The sequence below is a fragment of the Streptomyces sp. NPDC003697 genome, from assembly GCF_053587115.1.
Window position 1 is genome coordinate 69,894 of the sequence record NZ_JBSFNN010000014.1, and the last position, 15,370, is coordinate 85,263.

At 72.3% G+C, this 15,370-nt stretch carries 18 protein-coding genes; 6 read left to right on the top strand and 12 right to left on the bottom strand.

The features are described 5' to 3' along the window. Positions 1-19: 19 nt before the first annotated feature. Genes ACWDNY_RS08455 through ACWDNY_RS08465 form a run of 3 tightly spaced genes read right to left on the bottom strand, consistent with a single transcriptional unit; the run spans position 20 to position 1,609 of the window. Positions 20-682, bottom strand: coding sequence for a hypothetical protein (locus ACWDNY_RS08455; RefSeq protein WP_451644955.1), 663 nt, complete (start codon positions 680-682; stop codon positions 20-22). A 58-nt stretch (positions 683-740) separates the two neighbouring features. Then, positions 741-1,109, bottom strand: a complete 369-nt coding sequence (locus ACWDNY_RS08460) for a DUF6415 family natural product biosynthesis protein (protein WP_451644956.1) — start codon at positions 1,107-1,109, stop codon at positions 741-743. 29 nt (positions 1,110-1,138) lie between these two features. Beyond that, the gene (locus ACWDNY_RS08465) at positions 1,139-1,609 is read right to left on the bottom strand and encodes an ATP-binding protein (RefSeq protein WP_451644957.1); all 471 of its coding nucleotides are present in this window, start codon (positions 1,607-1,609) and stop codon (positions 1,139-1,141) included. Positions 1,610-1,840: 231 nt separating this feature from the next. On the opposite strand from ACWDNY_RS08465, the gene ACWDNY_RS08470 reads away from it, so the two are divergent. After that, on the top strand, positions 1,841-3,172 hold the full coding sequence (locus tag ACWDNY_RS08470; protein ID WP_451644958.1) for a hypothetical protein: 1,332 nt from the start codon (positions 1,841-1,843) through the stop codon (positions 3,170-3,172). A 10-nt stretch (positions 3,173-3,182) separates the two neighbouring features. Beyond that, positions 3,183-3,734 (top strand): GNAT family N-acetyltransferase, encoded by a 552-nt coding sequence (locus tag ACWDNY_RS08475; RefSeq protein WP_451644959.1) that lies wholly within the window; start codon positions 3,183-3,185, stop codon positions 3,732-3,734. 111 nt (positions 3,735-3,845) lie between these two features. Here ACWDNY_RS08475 and ACWDNY_RS08480 read toward each other — a convergent pair whose 3' ends face one another. Then, positions 3,846-4,118 carry a hypothetical protein gene (locus ACWDNY_RS08480; RefSeq protein WP_451644960.1) on the bottom strand — a complete coding sequence of 91 codons (273 nt, stop codon included), beginning with the start codon at positions 4,116-4,118 and terminating at the stop codon, positions 3,846-3,848. A 582-nt stretch (positions 4,119-4,700) separates the two neighbouring features. Here ACWDNY_RS08480 and ACWDNY_RS08485 point away from each other — a divergent pair. The 3 genes from ACWDNY_RS08485 to ACWDNY_RS08495 all read left to right on the top strand — a co-directional run bounded on the left by ACWDNY_RS08485 (position 4,701) and on the right by ACWDNY_RS08495 (position 6,570). Next, positions 4,701-5,306, top strand: a complete 606-nt coding sequence (locus tag ACWDNY_RS08485) for a histidine phosphatase family protein (protein WP_451644961.1) — start codon at positions 4,701-4,703, stop codon at positions 5,304-5,306. 138 nt (positions 5,307-5,444) lie between these two features. Further along, the gene (locus ACWDNY_RS08490; RefSeq protein WP_451644962.1) at positions 5,445-6,083 is read left to right on the top strand and encodes a hypothetical protein; all 639 of its coding nucleotides are present in this window, start codon (positions 5,445-5,447) and stop codon (positions 6,081-6,083) included. Positions 6,084-6,147: 64 nt separating this feature from the next. Further along, positions 6,148-6,570, top strand: coding sequence for an acyl-CoA thioesterase (locus ACWDNY_RS08495; protein WP_451644963.1), 423 nt, complete (start codon positions 6,148-6,150; stop codon positions 6,568-6,570). A gap of 325 nt (positions 6,571-6,895) precedes the next feature. Here ACWDNY_RS08495 and ACWDNY_RS08500 read toward each other — a convergent pair whose 3' ends face one another. The 6 genes from ACWDNY_RS08500 to ACWDNY_RS08525 form a co-directional block, all read right to left on the bottom strand. Beyond that, positions 6,896-8,275: an 8-oxoguanine deaminase gene (locus tag ACWDNY_RS08500; protein WP_451644964.1), complete on the bottom strand. Its 1,380-nt coding sequence runs from the start codon at positions 8,273-8,275 to the stop codon at positions 6,896-6,898. 136 nt (positions 8,276-8,411) lie between these two features. Continuing rightward, positions 8,412-9,359 carry a factor-independent urate hydroxylase gene (gene pucL, locus ACWDNY_RS08505; protein WP_451644965.1) on the bottom strand — a complete coding sequence of 316 codons (948 nt, stop codon included), beginning with the start codon at positions 9,357-9,359 and terminating at the stop codon, positions 8,412-8,414. A gap of 6 nt (positions 9,360-9,365) precedes the next feature. Beyond that, on the bottom strand, positions 9,366-9,785 hold the full coding sequence (uraH, locus tag ACWDNY_RS08510; protein ID WP_451644966.1) for a hydroxyisourate hydrolase: 420 nt from the start codon (positions 9,783-9,785) through the stop codon (positions 9,366-9,368). Further along, positions 9,782-10,297 carry a 2-oxo-4-hydroxy-4-carboxy-5-ureidoimidazoline decarboxylase gene (gene uraD, locus ACWDNY_RS08515; RefSeq protein WP_451644967.1) on the bottom strand — a complete coding sequence of 172 codons (516 nt, stop codon included), beginning with the start codon at positions 10,295-10,297 and terminating at the stop codon, positions 9,782-9,784. The genes uraH and uraD overlap by 4 nt, the downstream gene beginning before the upstream one ends. Before the next feature lie 146 nt (positions 10,298-10,443). Beyond that, entirely contained in the window at positions 10,444-10,809 is a 366-nt protein-coding gene (locus ACWDNY_RS08520; RefSeq protein ID WP_451644968.1) for a helix-turn-helix domain-containing protein, read from the bottom strand. Further along, on the bottom strand, positions 10,806-11,054 hold the full coding sequence (locus tag ACWDNY_RS08525) for a hypothetical protein (RefSeq protein WP_451644969.1): 249 nt from the start codon (positions 11,052-11,054) through the stop codon (positions 10,806-10,808). Before ACWDNY_RS08525 ends, ACWDNY_RS08520 begins: the two co-directional genes overlap by 4 nt. A gap of 226 nt (positions 11,055-11,280) precedes the next feature. Between ACWDNY_RS08525 and ACWDNY_RS08530 the strand changes: the two genes are divergently transcribed. Continuing rightward, entirely contained in the window at positions 11,281-11,517 is a 237-nt protein-coding gene (locus ACWDNY_RS08530) for a hypothetical protein (RefSeq protein ID WP_451644970.1), read from the top strand. A 268-nt stretch (positions 11,518-11,785) separates the two neighbouring features. Here the strand turns inward: ACWDNY_RS08530 and ACWDNY_RS08535 are convergent, their stop codons facing one another. After that, on the bottom strand, positions 11,786-13,393 hold the full coding sequence (locus ACWDNY_RS08535; RefSeq protein WP_451644971.1) for an AMP-binding protein: 1,608 nt from the start codon (positions 13,391-13,393) through the stop codon (positions 11,786-11,788). Next, positions 13,390-15,063 carry an AMP-binding protein gene (locus ACWDNY_RS08540; RefSeq protein ID WP_451644972.1) on the bottom strand — a complete coding sequence of 558 codons (1,674 nt, stop codon included), beginning with the start codon at positions 15,061-15,063 and terminating at the stop codon, positions 13,390-13,392. The genes ACWDNY_RS08535 and ACWDNY_RS08540 overlap by 4 nt, the downstream gene beginning before the upstream one ends. Between the last annotated feature and the right edge of the window lie 307 nt (positions 15,064-15,370).

A 15,370-nucleotide genomic window follows, 5' to 3' on the forward strand; every position in this document is an offset into this window, starting at 1 on the left:
CCGAGCCGTTGGGCAGGGTTTATGCGGCCGCCGCGCGGAGCGCCTGCAGCAGTTCCTCCATGTCGAGGACGCGGAAGGAGCCGAGCCGGCGGACGAGCTGGGACGCGAGGAAGGTGCGCAGCTTCGAGTTCCCGTAGGGCATAGGGGCCTCGGGCCGGGCGACGACCTGCACGCCCTGGTCGCCGATGCCGTAGAGGACGCCGGTCACCCCGTGAAGAGGAGCGCTCTGAGCCAGGAACACCGTCGGAACCTCTTCCAGGTGCGGGCACAACTTCGCGGCGGCGCGGACGTGTCTGGCGCACACCGGCGGCTGGTTCGTGAGGACGGTGGTCTTCTCGGGGTTCAGGTCCTTCGGCCCGGCGAGGAAGATGAAGCCGAGCGGGGTCCGCGCGCGCTCCGCGCAGACTTGGCAGCGCATCGCCTGCATCGTCACCATCTGCCGGTACGGGTGCATGTCCTTCCACCGCGGTTTCCCGGTGGGCATGTTGCGCTCATCGACGGGGTTGAAGGAGCACCGCGCCCAGAGCACGCCGCGCAGGTCCCGGTCCCTGGGGTCCTCGTCCGCGTAGCGCAGGCGCTCATGGCCGCCTGAGGGCAGGATGAGCAGGTTGTCCGGGGCGCTTTCCTCCCCCTCTCTCATCGTGATGAAGGGGACCAGGCCCGGTTCGGTCAGAGTGCGCATGCGGGCGTTCTCCTTTCTTTCGTGGGGGTCGCATGAGAGGGGTGTTCAGTGGCGCAGGTCATGGCGCTTCGGACAGGCACCTGGTTGCGACCAGCCGCTCGAGGAGCTCGTTGGCGATCCAGCCAATCCGACGTAGGTGCCCCACGGCTCGCCGGTGGCAGCCGGGCACGTCTTGGCTGCGCAGGACGCGGGCGTAGTCGATGAGCCGGGCCGCTTCGGGGTCCCGGTGCTCAGCTTCTGCGGCGACCGCGATAGTCACGAGCTGGTCGAGGTGACCGTGCAGCCGCTCGGCGAGTTCATCGACGTAGCTCTCGGCCGGCATGACCTCGTCCAGGGCGGCTGCGACGTCGTCCAGGAGGGCTCCGCCGTCGAACGGCTCCCACTCGCGCACCCTCGCCAGCACCCGCCCCAAGTCCTCCTGGCTCACAGGCGGCGTCCACCGCTCCACGACCACGCTCACTGATCGCCCTGCGGCAGGGGAAGACGGCACCAGACGCAGGTGCCGTCTTCTGTGAACCCCCAGGTGCCGCCCAGCTCCGTGATGAGAAGGTCCACCAGAAACAGGCCGCGCCCGTTCTCCGCCTCGGCGGTCGGCCGCTGCGGCTGCGGGACCGGGGACGGCGTCCCGTCGTGGACTTCGAAGTGGAGCTCGCCGGCCGCCGACATCCAGGCGCGCACGGTGAACGCCTTGCACCGCCCGTGCTGGACAGCGTTCGTGCACAGCTCCGACACCACGATCAGCAGTGCGTCGACGATCTGTTCCGGCATCCGGGAGCAACGGGCCCACGCCCGGGTGAGGCGGCGTGAGACCTCCACGCTCGACGGCACGGAGCGGACCGTTATGCCGAAGCCCGGCGGCAAAGCGTTGTCCCCGTTGGGCGGGGACGCCTTCAACAGGCTGGTCGGTCCGGCAACTCTGGGGGGCATGGAGAAACTCCCTGATCACGTACGAGCACCGTCAGTGAGGATTGCTACGAGCGTGACAATGGCGGGCGGACAGATCTACCCCCGGACCGACCCCGGATTTCGACCGGATTTCTCGGACTTTCCCCGGACCTTCCTCGGACTCAGTAAGTAGCGTCTGTGGAGGGCGACTTGATTGGCACAGCGTTCTACCGTCGTGGCAGTGACGTGCCAGGCGAACCGAATGGAGGCGCCGTGTTGTTCTTCCGGTACACCTGCGAGCAGCGCGGCATACGCCACCCTGATGACTTCCTGCCGAAGTACCGGGAGGCGGCCGCACGGTTAGGTCTCCAGAACGCGGACGAACCGGCTCCGAAGACCGTTGAGGGATGGCTGTACGAAGGCCGTAAACCGCAACGGGTCTTCCGCCCGGTCCTTGTGGAGATGCTGGGCTACAGCATCGATGCCCTGTGGAGTGAGGTCCCCGAGGGCACCGCGCCGAACTTCGCTCCGCTGGTCGGCGCGTCACCGACTCAACTGCATGCCGAGCCGGGCACGAACCTGAACGAGATGAAAGAGGTGGGCGCGATGGCTGTGCGACGTGCGAAGGACTTCCTGTTGGGGGCGGACCGCGAACGGGTCGGTGATGACACGCTCGGCCTGCTCGATGACGAGGTGCAGCGCCTGGTGGCCGCGTACCCGCGCGAGCCGCTGGCGTCGATGTGGGACGACCTGCTGGAGACCCACGACCAGGTGTTCCGTCTCCTGGAGGGCGGCCGGGTCCGGCCCTCCCAGCTGCGCGACCTGTACGTCAAGGGCGCGGTCCTGTCGTTCCTGGTGGCCAAGGGCTTCAACGACATGGAGGTCCCCCACCAGGCCATGACGATGACCCGGGTCGCCGCGGCCTGTGCCAGAGACGCCGAGCACCCGGGCTTGATCGCCCTCACGGACGGGCTGAAGAGCCTGATCGCCTACTGGGCCGACAAGCCGGCCGACGCCTACCACTACGCGAGCCAGGGCGCCGAGACGGCCGTGAACCTGCGCGGAACCGTCGGCCTGTGGCTGCTCGGACTCAAAGCCCGCGCCGCCGCGGTGCTCGGCGACGAGGAAACGGTCCGCGCCGCGAACCAGCAGGCGGCCAACCGTCGCGAACGCGTCATCCACGACGACCTTGACCAGCTCGGCGGCCTGTTCACCTACGCCCCGGAGAAACAGCTGTACTACGCGGTGGAGTCCGAGGCACTCCTCGGCCACGGGGACGGGCGCCTTGGCGAGCAGGCCGAACAAGCGGTGATGGGTTTCAGCGACCCCACCGCCCCGAACTGGGCGTTCGGCGACCTCGCCGGCTGCCAGTGCGACCTGGCGCTCATTCGCCTGTTCAGCGGTGACGTCGACGGCGCAGCCGACGCCATCCGGCCGGTGCTCGACCTTCCGGCATCGCACCGCAACAACGGCATCGTCGTCTCCGCGATGCGGGTCCGTCAGGCCCTGATGACCAGCCCCGCTCGGACAGCCGTCACGGCGAGGGAACTGCGCTCGGAGATCGAGGCGTTCCCCACCAGCCGGCCGGCGCTGCCCCGTGGGTAGAGTCCCCGCCATGTACCCGGTCAAGCGCTCCAGTGCCCGCCTCGAACTGCGCGAACTCGCCGCTGAGGACGTGGACGCGGTGCACGCCGTCTACGGCAGCTCCGAGGCGACGGAGCACCTCAGTTTCGAGCCACGCACCCGCGAGCAGGTCGGGCAGATCGTCACCCGCTCCATCGCCGCGGCGACGGCCGAGCCGCGTGCGGAGTACGCCCTCGCTGTCATCGAGCGGAACACCGGCAGGCTGATCGGGTTCGGCCGCCTGGCCACCGACCCCCACCAGCAGCGCGCGGCCACCATGGGCTTCGCGCTGCGCCCGGAGGCCTGGGGCATGGGTTACGGCACCGAGACGGTGCGGCTGCTGCTCGGCGTCGCGTTCGAGGATCTCGGGCTGCACCGCGTGTGGGGTGCCCGGTCGCCGTTGAACGAGGCCTCCGCGAAGACCATGGGCGCCGCGGGCATGGTCGAGGAAGGCAGGATCCGCGAGCACGTGCTGAAGGCCGGGAAGTGGCGGGACTCCATCGTGCACGCGATCCTCGATCGCGAGTGGCAGGCCGTCTCCTGACCATGGTGGGCCCGGCGCCGGCCCTGTGACCTCAGCTCTCGGCGGTGAGGCCGCCGACCGGCACCTTGCCGACGGTGCGTCGGCGGGTTACAAGATCCCGGGCGTGACCTATCACGCCGAGTCGCCAAAGCGCTCGCGCATCCGCTCGCGAATGTAGTCGTCGTGCTGTTCAGCCAGATCCTCCGGGCCATTCACGCTGCCGATCAAGGCCAGCAGTCCGGCCGGGACCGACTCCTCCTTGGTCGCGTCGACTGCAGGCAGCGACTGGGCGACCTGGGACAGTTCCTCATCCTGGGTGACGAGCAGGCGCAGGCGTCGCACCTGGGTCGGAGTGAGCCGGTCCACCAGGTGGTGCATGTCCTCGTAGTCGCGTGCAGCGGTCACGCCAGCAGTGTAGGACGGCCCCGCGGCCTCGGACAGCCGGATCGGTAGAGGTTCACCCCCGCTGGCATGCGGGCAGTCGCCCCGGGATTGCCAGGAACTTGGTCGATGTCCCCACGTGTGTTCCTGTCTGGCACTTCCCCCGGCAGTCCGTTCGCCGCGGAGAGCGGCCCTCGGGCATCGGGACGGTGCCAGTGCCCCCGCCAGTGCGGCACCGCGGAGGCCGGGTGGGAGGGGTCCACCGAGAGGGTGCGCCGCTGGGGGTCCCGCTCCCCCCTGGAGACGACGCCAGCCACCGCCCTCGGCAGTCCCCTTCCTCCTGCGGGCGCCCGTAGCCGGCAGCCGACTACTTCCGCGTCCTGACACTGCCGCCCGCCAACGTGCCCGGCACGGGGATCAATGGGATCGGCCGGTTCCTCGGCGGCTACCGGCAGCGGGGAATGCGTGTCCCGGGCAGTCTGTTGGTGATCTTCGTAGGCGGTCCCGAGGGGACGCGTTCGGGGGCGGCCATCCGGCCGAGTCCTCCCGCGGGTCGCGGCGGGGATGTGACACCGTGCTCTTCGAGTACGGCAGGAAGGGCACGACGTGGGCGATCTCTTTCTCGTCCGGCACGGGGAGACCGAGTGGTCCCGGTCCGGGCGGCACACCGGCTGGACGGACGTCCCGCTGACCGAGCGCGGCCGGCAGGAGGCGCGCCGGCTGGCGCCGATGATCCGCTCGCACCGGATCGGCGCCGCGTTCGTCAGCCCGCTGCAGCGGGCCCGGGAGACGGCCGAGCTCATCGGCGTCGAGGACGCCCAGCTCGACCCGGACCTGCGGGAGTGGGACTACGGCGGCTACGAGGGCATCACGACCGTCGAGATCCAGCGCACCCGGCCAGGCTGGTTCCTGTTCGACGACGGTGTCGCCCCGGGTCCGTCCGACCATCCCGGGGAGAGCCCGGAGCAGGTGGGCGAGCGCGCCGACCGGGTGCTCGCCAAGGCGGACGCCGCGCTGTGCAACACCGAGGGCGACGTCGTGCTGGTGGCGCACGGCCACTTCCTGCGGGTGCTCACCGCCCGGTGGCTCGGTCTGCCGCCGTCGGCGGGGGCGCTGTTCCAGTTCGCCACGGGCACGGTGGGCCGGCTGAGCACGGAGCACGGCCGGCCGGTGATCGCGGGCTGGAACATCCGGCCCGACGACTCCGGCTGACGGGACCGGCCGACGGACGGCCCCACGGCTCCCGCTGACGACGACGGGCGGCCGTCGCCCGCCGGGGTGTCGGACCCGGGTCGTAGCCTGCTGGGGGACCCACCGGACAGCCGGGGGTCTCTTGGGGAGGAGTAGGCCGTGACACGACCGCCGACCGCCGCGCAGCGCCGGGTCATCGACGCGGCCGACCCGGTGACCGGGCGGCTCAGGGGCACCGGGGCGCAGTTGGCGGCCCTGGTGGAGCGGGGGCTCGCCTTCCGGCATCCCCGCCCGCCGCACGACCACTTCCTGACCCCGGCGGGGCACCGCGTCCGGGACAGCGGACCCGAGGCGCCCGGACCGGCGGCGGCGCCGGCGGCGCAGCCGGCCGCCGCTGGGGTGTTCTCCGCCCGGGTCGGCGGCGAGACTGAGCCGCCGCCGGCCGGGCCCGCCCGTGGGCGCGAGGTGCACAGCGCCTGGCAGGGGCTGCTGGAGCTGCGCCGGATGTCCCATCCGGACGGCGCCACCGACCGGCCGTGCGGCTGGGAGCGGTCGCATCTGGTGCAGGCCGCCGCACTGGCCCTGGAGGCCGCCGGGCACCGTCCGGCGGGACCGGACGCGGACGGCTACCGGGTGCGGGCGACCCCGCAGCCGGAGGCGGTCGCCGTGTACGGGCCGGACGCCGAGGAGATGCGGGCGTACGCGGCCACGCTGGAGGGCGCGGGCTGGCAGACCGGCGAGTACACCGAGCCGCGGACGAGGAGGCGCTATCTGCTGGCCTCGCCGCGACGGGTGTGACGGGTGTGCGGGGCGTGCCAGGATCGTCGCGTCCAGACCTCGGGGGCGAGGAGGAGGAGAAGCAGTGAGCGAGCCGTTTTCCGTACGGGTGACCGTCCGCGGCTACGAGACAGACGTGCAGGGCCATCTGAACCAGGCGGTGTACCTCAACTACGCGGAGCACGCCCGCTGGTCGCTGCTCCAGGCGGCCGGGATCAGCCAGCACCGCCTGGTCTCCCGCGGTGTGGGCCCGGTGGCGCTGGAGACGACAATCCGCTACCGGCGGGAGCTGCTCGCGGGCGACGAGGTCGACGTGACGTGCGCCTTCGCCTGGGGCGGCGGGAAGACGTTCCGGATCGAGCAGACGATCCGCAAGGCCGACGGCACGGTGGCGGCCGAGATCACGGCGGTCGGCGGCCTGCTGGATCTGAAGGAGCGCAAGCTGGTCGCGGATCCGCGGGACCACTTCAAGGAGCTGGCTCAGGACCCGGGCCTGTTCGGGCTGTGAGGCGGACGGGCGGGACCGCGTGGGCCGCCCGGCCAACCCCGGCCACCCCCTGCGGTCCGCCGGCCGACCCCGCCGGGGCGCCGACCGACCCGCCGGGCCGCCGGTGAGCCGTCGCACCGCCGGCCAACCCCGCCGGGCCGCCGGTCAGCGCCGCCCGACCACCGACCGACCCCGCCGGGCCACCGGCCGACCCGCCGGTGAACGCCGCCGGGCCGCCCGGCCAACTCCGCCGGGGGGCCGCCGGTGAGCGCCGCCGGCCGACCCCGGCGGGCCGCCGGCCAACCCCCTGAGGCCACCCACCGACCCCGCCCGGTGGAGGGCGCGTTCACCGCGCCGCGAGGCGGGCCAGCCGCTGCGCCTCCGCACGGGTGGAGCGGGCGATCGCGTCCTCGTCGGCGCGCAGCAGGCGGCCGTCCTCGACGATCTGGCGGCCGCCGACGAAGGAGGCCGTGACCGGGGCGGCCGCGCCGAGGACGAGCGCGGTCACCGGGTCGGCGATCGAGGAGTGGGCGAGGGTGCCGAGGTTCCACAGCACCAGGTCGGCCAGCTTGCCCGCCTCCAGCGAGCCGATCTGCGCCGCCCGGCCCAGCACCTGCGCGCCGCCGTACGTGCCGAGGCGCAGCGCCTGCCGGGCGCCGAGGGCGGCCTCGCGGTGGGCGCCCAGGCGGTTGATCAGCACGGCGTTGCGGAGTTCGGTGTGCAGTTCGCCGGACTCGTTGGAGGCGGTGCCGTCGACGCCGAGGCCGACGGGTACACCGGCGGCGAGCAGGTCGGGGACGCGGGCGATACCGGCGGCGAGGCGGGCGTTGGAGGAGGGGCAGTGGGCGACGCCGGTCCGCGTCCGGGCGAAAGCGGCGATGTCGGAGTCGTTCATGTGGACGCAGTGCGCCATCCACACGTCCTCGCCCAGCCAGCCCGTGGACTCCAGGTAGTCGGTCGGGCCCATCCCGAACAGTTCGTGGCAGAACTCCTCCTCCTGCACCGTCTCCGAGCCGTGGGTGTGCAGCCGCACGCCCTTGCGGCGGGCGAGTTCGGCGCCCTGTTTGAGCAGGTCGGTGCTGACGGAGAACGGGGAGCAGGGGGCGACGGCCACCTGGGTCATGGCGTCGAAGGAGGCGTCGTGGTGCTCGTCGACGGCCGCCTCGGTCGCGGCCAGCGCGTCCTCAAGGCTCTCGACGGCGAAGTCCGGCGGCAGGCCCCCGTCCGACTCGCCGCGGTCCATGGAACCCCGGGCCAGGGTGAGACGGACGCCCATCTCGCGGGCGGCGCGGACGATCGCGCCGGTCAGGTCGCCGGCGCCGCGGGGGAAGACGTAGTGGTGGTCCGTCGCGGTGGTGACGCCGCCGCGGGCCATCATCGCGAGTGATCCCTGGGCCGCGGCGTAGACCATCGGCTCGTCGATGCGCGCCCAGGTCGGATACAGGGCGACGAGCCAGTCGAACAGGTTGTGGTCCGTGGCCAGGCCCCGGGTGATCCACTGGTAGAAGTGGTGGTGGGTGTTGACCAGGCCGGGGGTCAGCAGGTGGCCGGAGGCGTCGATGCGGCGGACGACGTTCTCCAGGTTCCCGGGGGCACTGCCCGGGCCGAGCGTCTCGATGCAGTTGCCGGCGACGACCAGGTGCCCGCGGGCGTACTCGGTGTCGTTCGCGTCGACGGTCGCGATGGCGCAGTTCTCGATGACGGTGCGCCGGGGGGCTGCTGCCATGGTGCGTCCTTTGCGGCTGGCGGGGAGGGCACGGCAGGACCGCGGGGGGTCCGGGTGCCGCGGCCGGCGGCGGTCCGGCGGCCGCGGGTGCGGAAGGGGGCGGCTGCTCCCTGCGGAGCGGGGGCACCCCGGTCCGTCACAGGTTGGTCAGGTCCACCGGGATGCGCGCCTCGCAGCCGTCGCGCAGGACGGTGGCCTCGATCAGGCCGTAGGGGCGGTCGGCGGCGAAGTACACCTCATTGTCGTTCTTCAGCCCGAACGGCTCGAGGTCCACCAGGAAGTGGTGCTTGTTGGGGAGGGAGAAGCGGATCTCGTCCACCTCGTCGCACTGGTCGATCACGTGCGCGCCCATCCGGTACAGCGTCTGCTGCAGCGACAGGGAGTACGTCTCCGCGAAGGCTCGCAGGATGTGCTTTCTGACCTGCTCGTAGGACGTGTCCCAGTGGGGCGTCCGCTGCTCGTCGCCGGTCCAGTCGTACCGCCAGCGGGCGTTGACGTCGGTGGCCAGGACCCGGTCGTGGGTCTCCCGCAGGGTCGTGTACTCGTCCTTGGCATAGCCCCAGAACTCGGAGTCGGTCGAGTTCAGCACCGTCAGGTCCGTCAGGCCGGCGACGACCTCCCACCGGTCGCCGTCGTAGGTGATCTGCGTCAGCCGGGTCTCCCGGCCGCTGCGGACGAAGGAGTGCCCGGTCCCGGTCCCGTCCGCGCCGCCGGCCGGGGCGCCGGAGGCGGCGATCCGCTCCCAGGCGTACTCCTCGATGCGGACGCGGGCCCGGTGGATGGCGTCCTGGGAGGTGACGAAGTGGCGGGCGAGGTGGATGCCGAACTGTTCGGCGGAGGCGACGCCGTACTGCTTGGCGAACGCGAACACCGTGTTCTTGGTGGTGTCGGTCGGCAGGACGTTGGCGTTCGAGCCGGAGCAGTGGACCTCCTCCATGTCGCCGGAGAGGGCGACCGAGACGTTCAGGTCCTTGATGTGGTGGGCGGCGCCGTCCCGCGTGATCCTCACGACGCGGGTCTCGGCCTTGCCGTACTGGTTCTGCCCCAGGGCCACGGGGCGGGCCGGGCGGGAATAGTCTGCCATCTTCTGCTAGCTCCCTCGGTATACGGAGTAGCCGAACGGGTTGAGGAGCAGCGGCACGTGGTAGTGCTCGCCGGGGACGACGGCGAAGGTGACCGCCACCTCCGGGAAGAACACGGGTCCCGCGCCGCCGTCCCCCTGCGCGGGGGCGTCCTGCCGCGCCTCGGCCTGCTTCCTCGCGGATTCCTCGAAGTACCGCTCGAAGTACCGCTCGACGGCGAAGTCGAGCCGGACGTGGGTGGTCCCTCGTGGCAGGGCCGGCAGGTCCCTGCACCGCCCGTCCGCGTCGGTCGCGGAGCCGCCGAGCTCACGCCAGTCCGCCTCGCGCCCGCTGCGGGCGGCGAGCCGGACGGCGACGCCCCCGGCGGGACGGCCGGCGCTGGTGTCCAGGATGTGCGTGGACACGGAAGCCGTTCTCTCGGCGCTCATGCGGTCTCCTCCTCCACCAGTCGGGCGAGCCGGACGCGGTTGATCCTTCCCAGTTCGGTGCGGACGATCTCCCGCTCCCGCTCCGGCGGGTTGCCGATCCGCTCCCTGGCCGCGTCCCGCATCTGCTCACCGGTCCTGCCGGTGGCGCAGATCAGGAACACATGGCCGAACCTCTCCTGGTAGGCCAGATTGAGTTCGCGCATCTCCGCCCGGAGCCGTCCGGACGCTCCTGCCATGCCCCGCTGTTCGCGGGCCGAGGCCGGGTCGCCGGGCCGGGGACGGCCGATGGGCGGGTGGCCGGCCATCGCCTCCCGGAGGTCCGCGGCGGTCAGTCCCGCCGTGGCGGCGTCGCTCGCGGCGTAGAGGTCCTCGCAGGTCGCGTACGGCCGGGCGGCGAGCACTCGCTCGCCCCACACCGTGGAGGCGCACACCTCGTGCAGCGCGGAGCGGGCCGCGCCGTCGTCCAGCGAGTTGAGGCGGGCCAGTCCCGGCGGCGTGGAAGTGGACGTCACGGAGCCTCCGTGGGCCTGGTGCTGTACGGGCTGCGGACAGCTAACGCCCTGCGAGGCCAACCGTCAACACTTTGTTGAAGACTCGGCGCGCCGAACAGGCCGCCGCCCACCGGGGTCCCGGCCGCCGGACGAGCCGAGGGGGCAGGTCAGGCCTTCTCCCGGTTGAGGTAGTTGTAGACGGTGAAGCGGCTGACCCCGAGCGCGCTCGCGACGGTCTCCACACCGTGCCGCACCGAGAAGGCGCCGCGCGCCTCCAGCACCCGCACGACCTCCTGCTTGGCCTTGCGGTCCAGTTCCGCCAGCGGCCTGCCCCGCTTGCGCTCCATGGCGGCCAGAATGTGGTCGAGGGAGTCGGCCAGCTGCGGCAGGCGCACGGCGACCACGGCGGCCCCCTCCCAGGACAGGACGACGTCGTCGGGTCCGGCCTCGTCCGGTGGCAGCATCCCGCCGCCGATCGCGTCGACCAGCGGCTTGACGGCGGCGATGAACGATTCCTGCCCGGCGCCCGTCACGCGCTCTCCCCGACGACGTTGACCTGCAGCGAGATCCGGGTGGCGCCGGCCTGGAGGGCCTTGCGCAGCAGGACGTCCACGGAGGTGAGCACGGCGTCGGCACCACCCTCCGCCGTGTTGCCGAACGGGCCGACGTCCACCGCGTCCAGCTCGGCGGACTCGATGACCTCGCGGGCCACCAGAGCGTGCGCCGGCGTCTCGTCGAGGTCGAAGGGCTCGGTCGTGAACTCCACTTTCAATCGCACGCGCTCAACCTAACCCGCGCCGCCGGCTTCCGGACCGGCCGCGGCCCCGCCGGGCACCCGGCGGCCACCGCCCCGTGGCCGGCCGTGGGGCGTTCCTCCCCGCGGGCGGAGTCCGTCGCCCACGGCCGCCGCCCGCCGGCGGGTCGTCGCGGCGGGCGTCCGGACGTGCGCCGAGGCCCTGGCCGCCCGGCGTGCGGAACCGCCCCGGCCGCAGCAGCCTGGGGACATGGACAACCCCGCGAACCCGCCACACGTCGTGGTGCACCCGCCGGCCCTGGACGGCTCCCGCCGGGTCACCGAGGGCGACGTGACCCTGGGCGTCGCCTCCCACCTGGACGACGTCGTCGAGATCCTGGGCCTGGCCGGCCACGACTGGGCCGAGATCGAGGAGGGCGGCCTGGTCGAGTGGCAGGGCGGCGGCCCGGACTACTGGCCGGGTCTGTCGGAGGACGAGGACGCCTGAGGGCAGGGCCGGGGCGTGCGCGCGGGACGCACGGCGCCGCACCCGGCCGCCGCTCGACCGTGCCCCCCGTCGCGGCGCGCGGTGGGCGGAAGCTCAAATCAACCTCTGAAGACGGTGCACGGGGCTTCAGCCGCACCGCGGTTGGGGGAGAGTCTTGTTGCACGGGGCTCCGCCGGCACGGGGGCGGCGGGCTCCCGGAGGTACGGGGGCAGCGAGGGGCGGCCCCGCCGGTTCACGGCGGGACCGCCCCTCGCACGCGTCCGGGGGTCTACCCGCCGTACTCCGCCCGCAGTTGCACCTTGCGCACCTTGCCGGAGACCGTCATCGGGAAGGCGTCCAGCAGCCGCAGCCGGCTCGGGATCTTGTAGTGCGCCAGCCGCCCCTCGCAGAAGGCGCGCAGCTCCTCGACGGTGACCGGGTCGGCCGGATCGCGGGGGATGACGCAGGCGAGCACCTCCTCGCCGTACCGCTCGTGCGGCACGCCGACGACCTGCACGTCGCGGATCTTGGGGTGGCCGTAGAGGAACTCCTCGACCTCGCGCGGGTAGATGTTCTCGCCGCCCCGGATGATCACGTCCTTGATCCGGCCGACGATCTCGACGTACCCGTCCTCACGCATCACCGCCAGGTCCCCGGTGTGCATCCAGCGGCCGGGGTCGACGGCCTCGGCGGTCTTCTCCGGCTCGTTCCAGTAGCCCAGCATCACGCTGTACCCGCGGGTGCACAGCTCGCCCGCCGTGCCCCGCGGCTGCGTCACGCCGGTCGCCGGGTCGACGACCTTCACCTCGATGTGCGGCAGCACCCGCCCCACCGTGCCGGTGCGGTGTTCGAGGTCGTCGTCCCGGCGGGTCTGCAGGGAGACCGGGGAGGTCTCGGTCATGCCGTAGCAGATGGAGACCTCCGCCATGTGCATCTCGGCGACCACCCGCTTCATCACCTCCACCGGGCACGGCGAGCCCGCCATGATGCCGGTGCGCAGGGTGGACAGGTCGTACGCCGCGAAGTCGGGCAGGTTGAGCTCCGCGATGAACATCGTCGGCACGCCGTACAGCGAGGTGCAGCGCTCCTGCTGCACGGCCGCCAGGGTGGCGCCCGGCTCGAAGGAGGGTGCCGGGATGACGATGCAGGCCCCGTGGGAGGTGGCACCGAGGTTGCCCATCACCATGCCGAAACAGTGGTAGAAGGGCACCGGCAGGCACACCCGGTCCTGCTCGGTGTAGCCGACCGTACGGCCCACCCAGTAGCCGTTGTTGAGGATGTTGTGGTGGGAGAGGGTCGCGCCCTTCGGGAAGCCCGTCGTGCCGGAGGTGTACTGGATGTTGACCGGGTCGTCGCAGCCGATCTCCGCCGCGGCGAGGGCCAGCCGCTCGGCCGGCACGGCTGCCGCGCCGGCCGTCAGGGCGTCCCACGACGGGTCGCCGATGTAGACGGTCCGGCGCAGCTCGGGGCAGTTGCCGCGGATCTGCTCCACCAGGGCCCGGTAGTCGGTGCCCTTGTGGGCGAGGGAGGCGACCAGCACCGAGATGCCGGACTGCTTGAGGACGTACTCCAGCTCGTGCGCGCGGTAGGCCGGGTTGATGTTGACCATGATGACGCCGATGCGGGCGGTGGCGTACTGGACGAGCACCCACTCGGGGCAGTTGACGGCCCAGATGCCGACCCGGTCGCCCCTGGCGACGCCCAGGGCCAGCAGTCCGCGGGCGACCTCGTCGACCGCCGCGCCGAACTCGGCGTACGTCCAGCGCCGCCCGGACGGGACGTCCACCAGCGCCTCGCGGTCGGGGAACGCGGCGACCGCCCGGTCGAGGTTGGCGCCGATGGTGTCGCCGAGCAGGGGCGTCCCGCTCGTGCCGTGGGTGTACGACGGTTCGCTCACCGGAAGTCCTCCTCGCGGTACTCCCGGGCGGAGCCGGCGGCCGTCGCCTCGCGCAGCTCGATACGGCGGATCTTGCCGGAGACGGTCTTGGGCAGCTCGCCGAACTCCAGGCGGCGGATGCGCTTGTACGGGGCGAGGACCTCCCGGGAGTGCTCGAAGAGCACCTTCGCGGTGTCGGGTCCGCGCTCCCAGCCCTCGGCCAGCACGACGTACGCCTTCGGTACGGCCAGGCGCAGTTCGTCCGGGGCGGGCACGACGGCCGCCTCCGCCACCGCCGCGTGCTCCAGCAGGGCGCTCTCCAGCTCGAAGGGGCTGATCTTGTAGTCGGAGGCCTTGAAGACGTCGTCGGCGCGGCCGACGTAGGTGATGTACCCGTCCTCGTCGCGGGAGCCGATGTCGCCGGTGCGGTAGTAGCCGCCCGCCATGGCCTCCGCCGTGCGGTCGGGATCGCCGTGGTAGCCGGTCATCAGGCCGACGGGGCGCACGGACAGGTCGAGTGCGATCTCGCCCTCGTCCACGCCCGGCGCTCCCGACACCGGGTCGAGCAGCTCGACGCGGTAGCCCGGGCTCGGCCGTCCCATGGAGCCGGTCTTCAGCGGCTGGCCGGGGCTGTTGGAGACCTGCACGGCGGTCTCGGTCTGCCCGAAGCCGTCGCGGACGGTCACGTCCCAGGCGCGGCGGACCTGCTCGATGACCTCGGGGTTCAGCGGCTCACCGGCGGCCAGGGCCTCGCGGGGCGGGGTGCGCAGCTGGGTGAGGTCGGCCTGGATGAGCATGCGCCACACGGTCGGCGGGGCGCAGAAGGTGGTGACGCCCGCACGGTCCATCTCGGTCATCAGCCGGGTGGCGTCGAAGCGGGTGTAGTTGTGGATGAAGACGGTCGCCTCGGCGTTCCACGGGGCGAACAGGTTCGACCAGGCGTGCTTGGCCCAGCCGGGCGAGGAGATGTTCAGGTGCACGTCGCCGGGGGTCAGGCCGATCCAGTACAGGGTCGCCAGGTGCCCGATCGGGTACGAGGTGTGGGTGTGCTCCACCAGCTTGGGACGGGCGGTGGTGCCCGAGGTGAAGTACAGCATCAGCGGGTCGTCGGCGAGGGTGGGGCCGTCCGGGAGGAACTCGGCGGGGGCGGCGCGGGCGTCCTCGTACGGCTCCCAGCCCTCCTCGGGCAGGCCGCCGACGGCGATGCGGGTGTAGGTACCGGGGACGTCGTCGAACTTGGTGGTGTCCTGCGCGCGCACGATGACGTGCTTGACGCGGCCGCGGTCGACGCGGTCGCGCAGGTCCGCGGGGCCGAGCAGCGGGGTGGCGGGGATGACGACGGCCCGCAGCTTCATCGCGGCCAGCGCCGTCTCCCACAGCTCGGCCTGGTTGCCGAGCATGACGAGGATGCGGTCCTCGGCGGCCACGCCCCGTGCGCGCAGCCAGTTCGCTGCCCGGTCGGAGCGTTCGGCCATCTCGGCGAAGGAGACGCGGGTCTCGCCGCCGTCCTCCTCGACGATGTGCAGGGCGGTGCGGTCGTTGCCGCGGGCGACGACGTCGAACCAGTCCAGCGCCCAGTTGAAGTGCTCGGGGCGGGGCCACTCGAAGCCCGCGTAGGCGGTGGCGTAGTCCTCGCGGTGTTCCAGCAGGAAGTCCCTGGCCCTGCGGAAGAGCTCCGTCGCCGTCGGCATCCGTCCTCCTTCTTGTCCGGTGGTCCTGGGGTGATTCTGGGGTGGTTCTTCTGCGGTCGTTCTCCGGTGACTGCGCTGTGGTTCTGCGGTTGCTGCGCTGTGGGTCCGCGGTGGCTTGGCGGTGGTTTTGTGGTGGCTGCGCGGGGGCTTCGCTGTGGGTGCGGAGGTGGCTTCGCTTTGGGTGCGGAGGTGGCTTTGCGGTGGTGCGGAGGTGGCTTTGCGGTGGTGCGGACGTGGCTTCGCTGGGGTTCGGGTTCGCTGGTGCTCGGTTCCGGGCCATTGCCGGGCGGCTCACTGCCATCGTGTA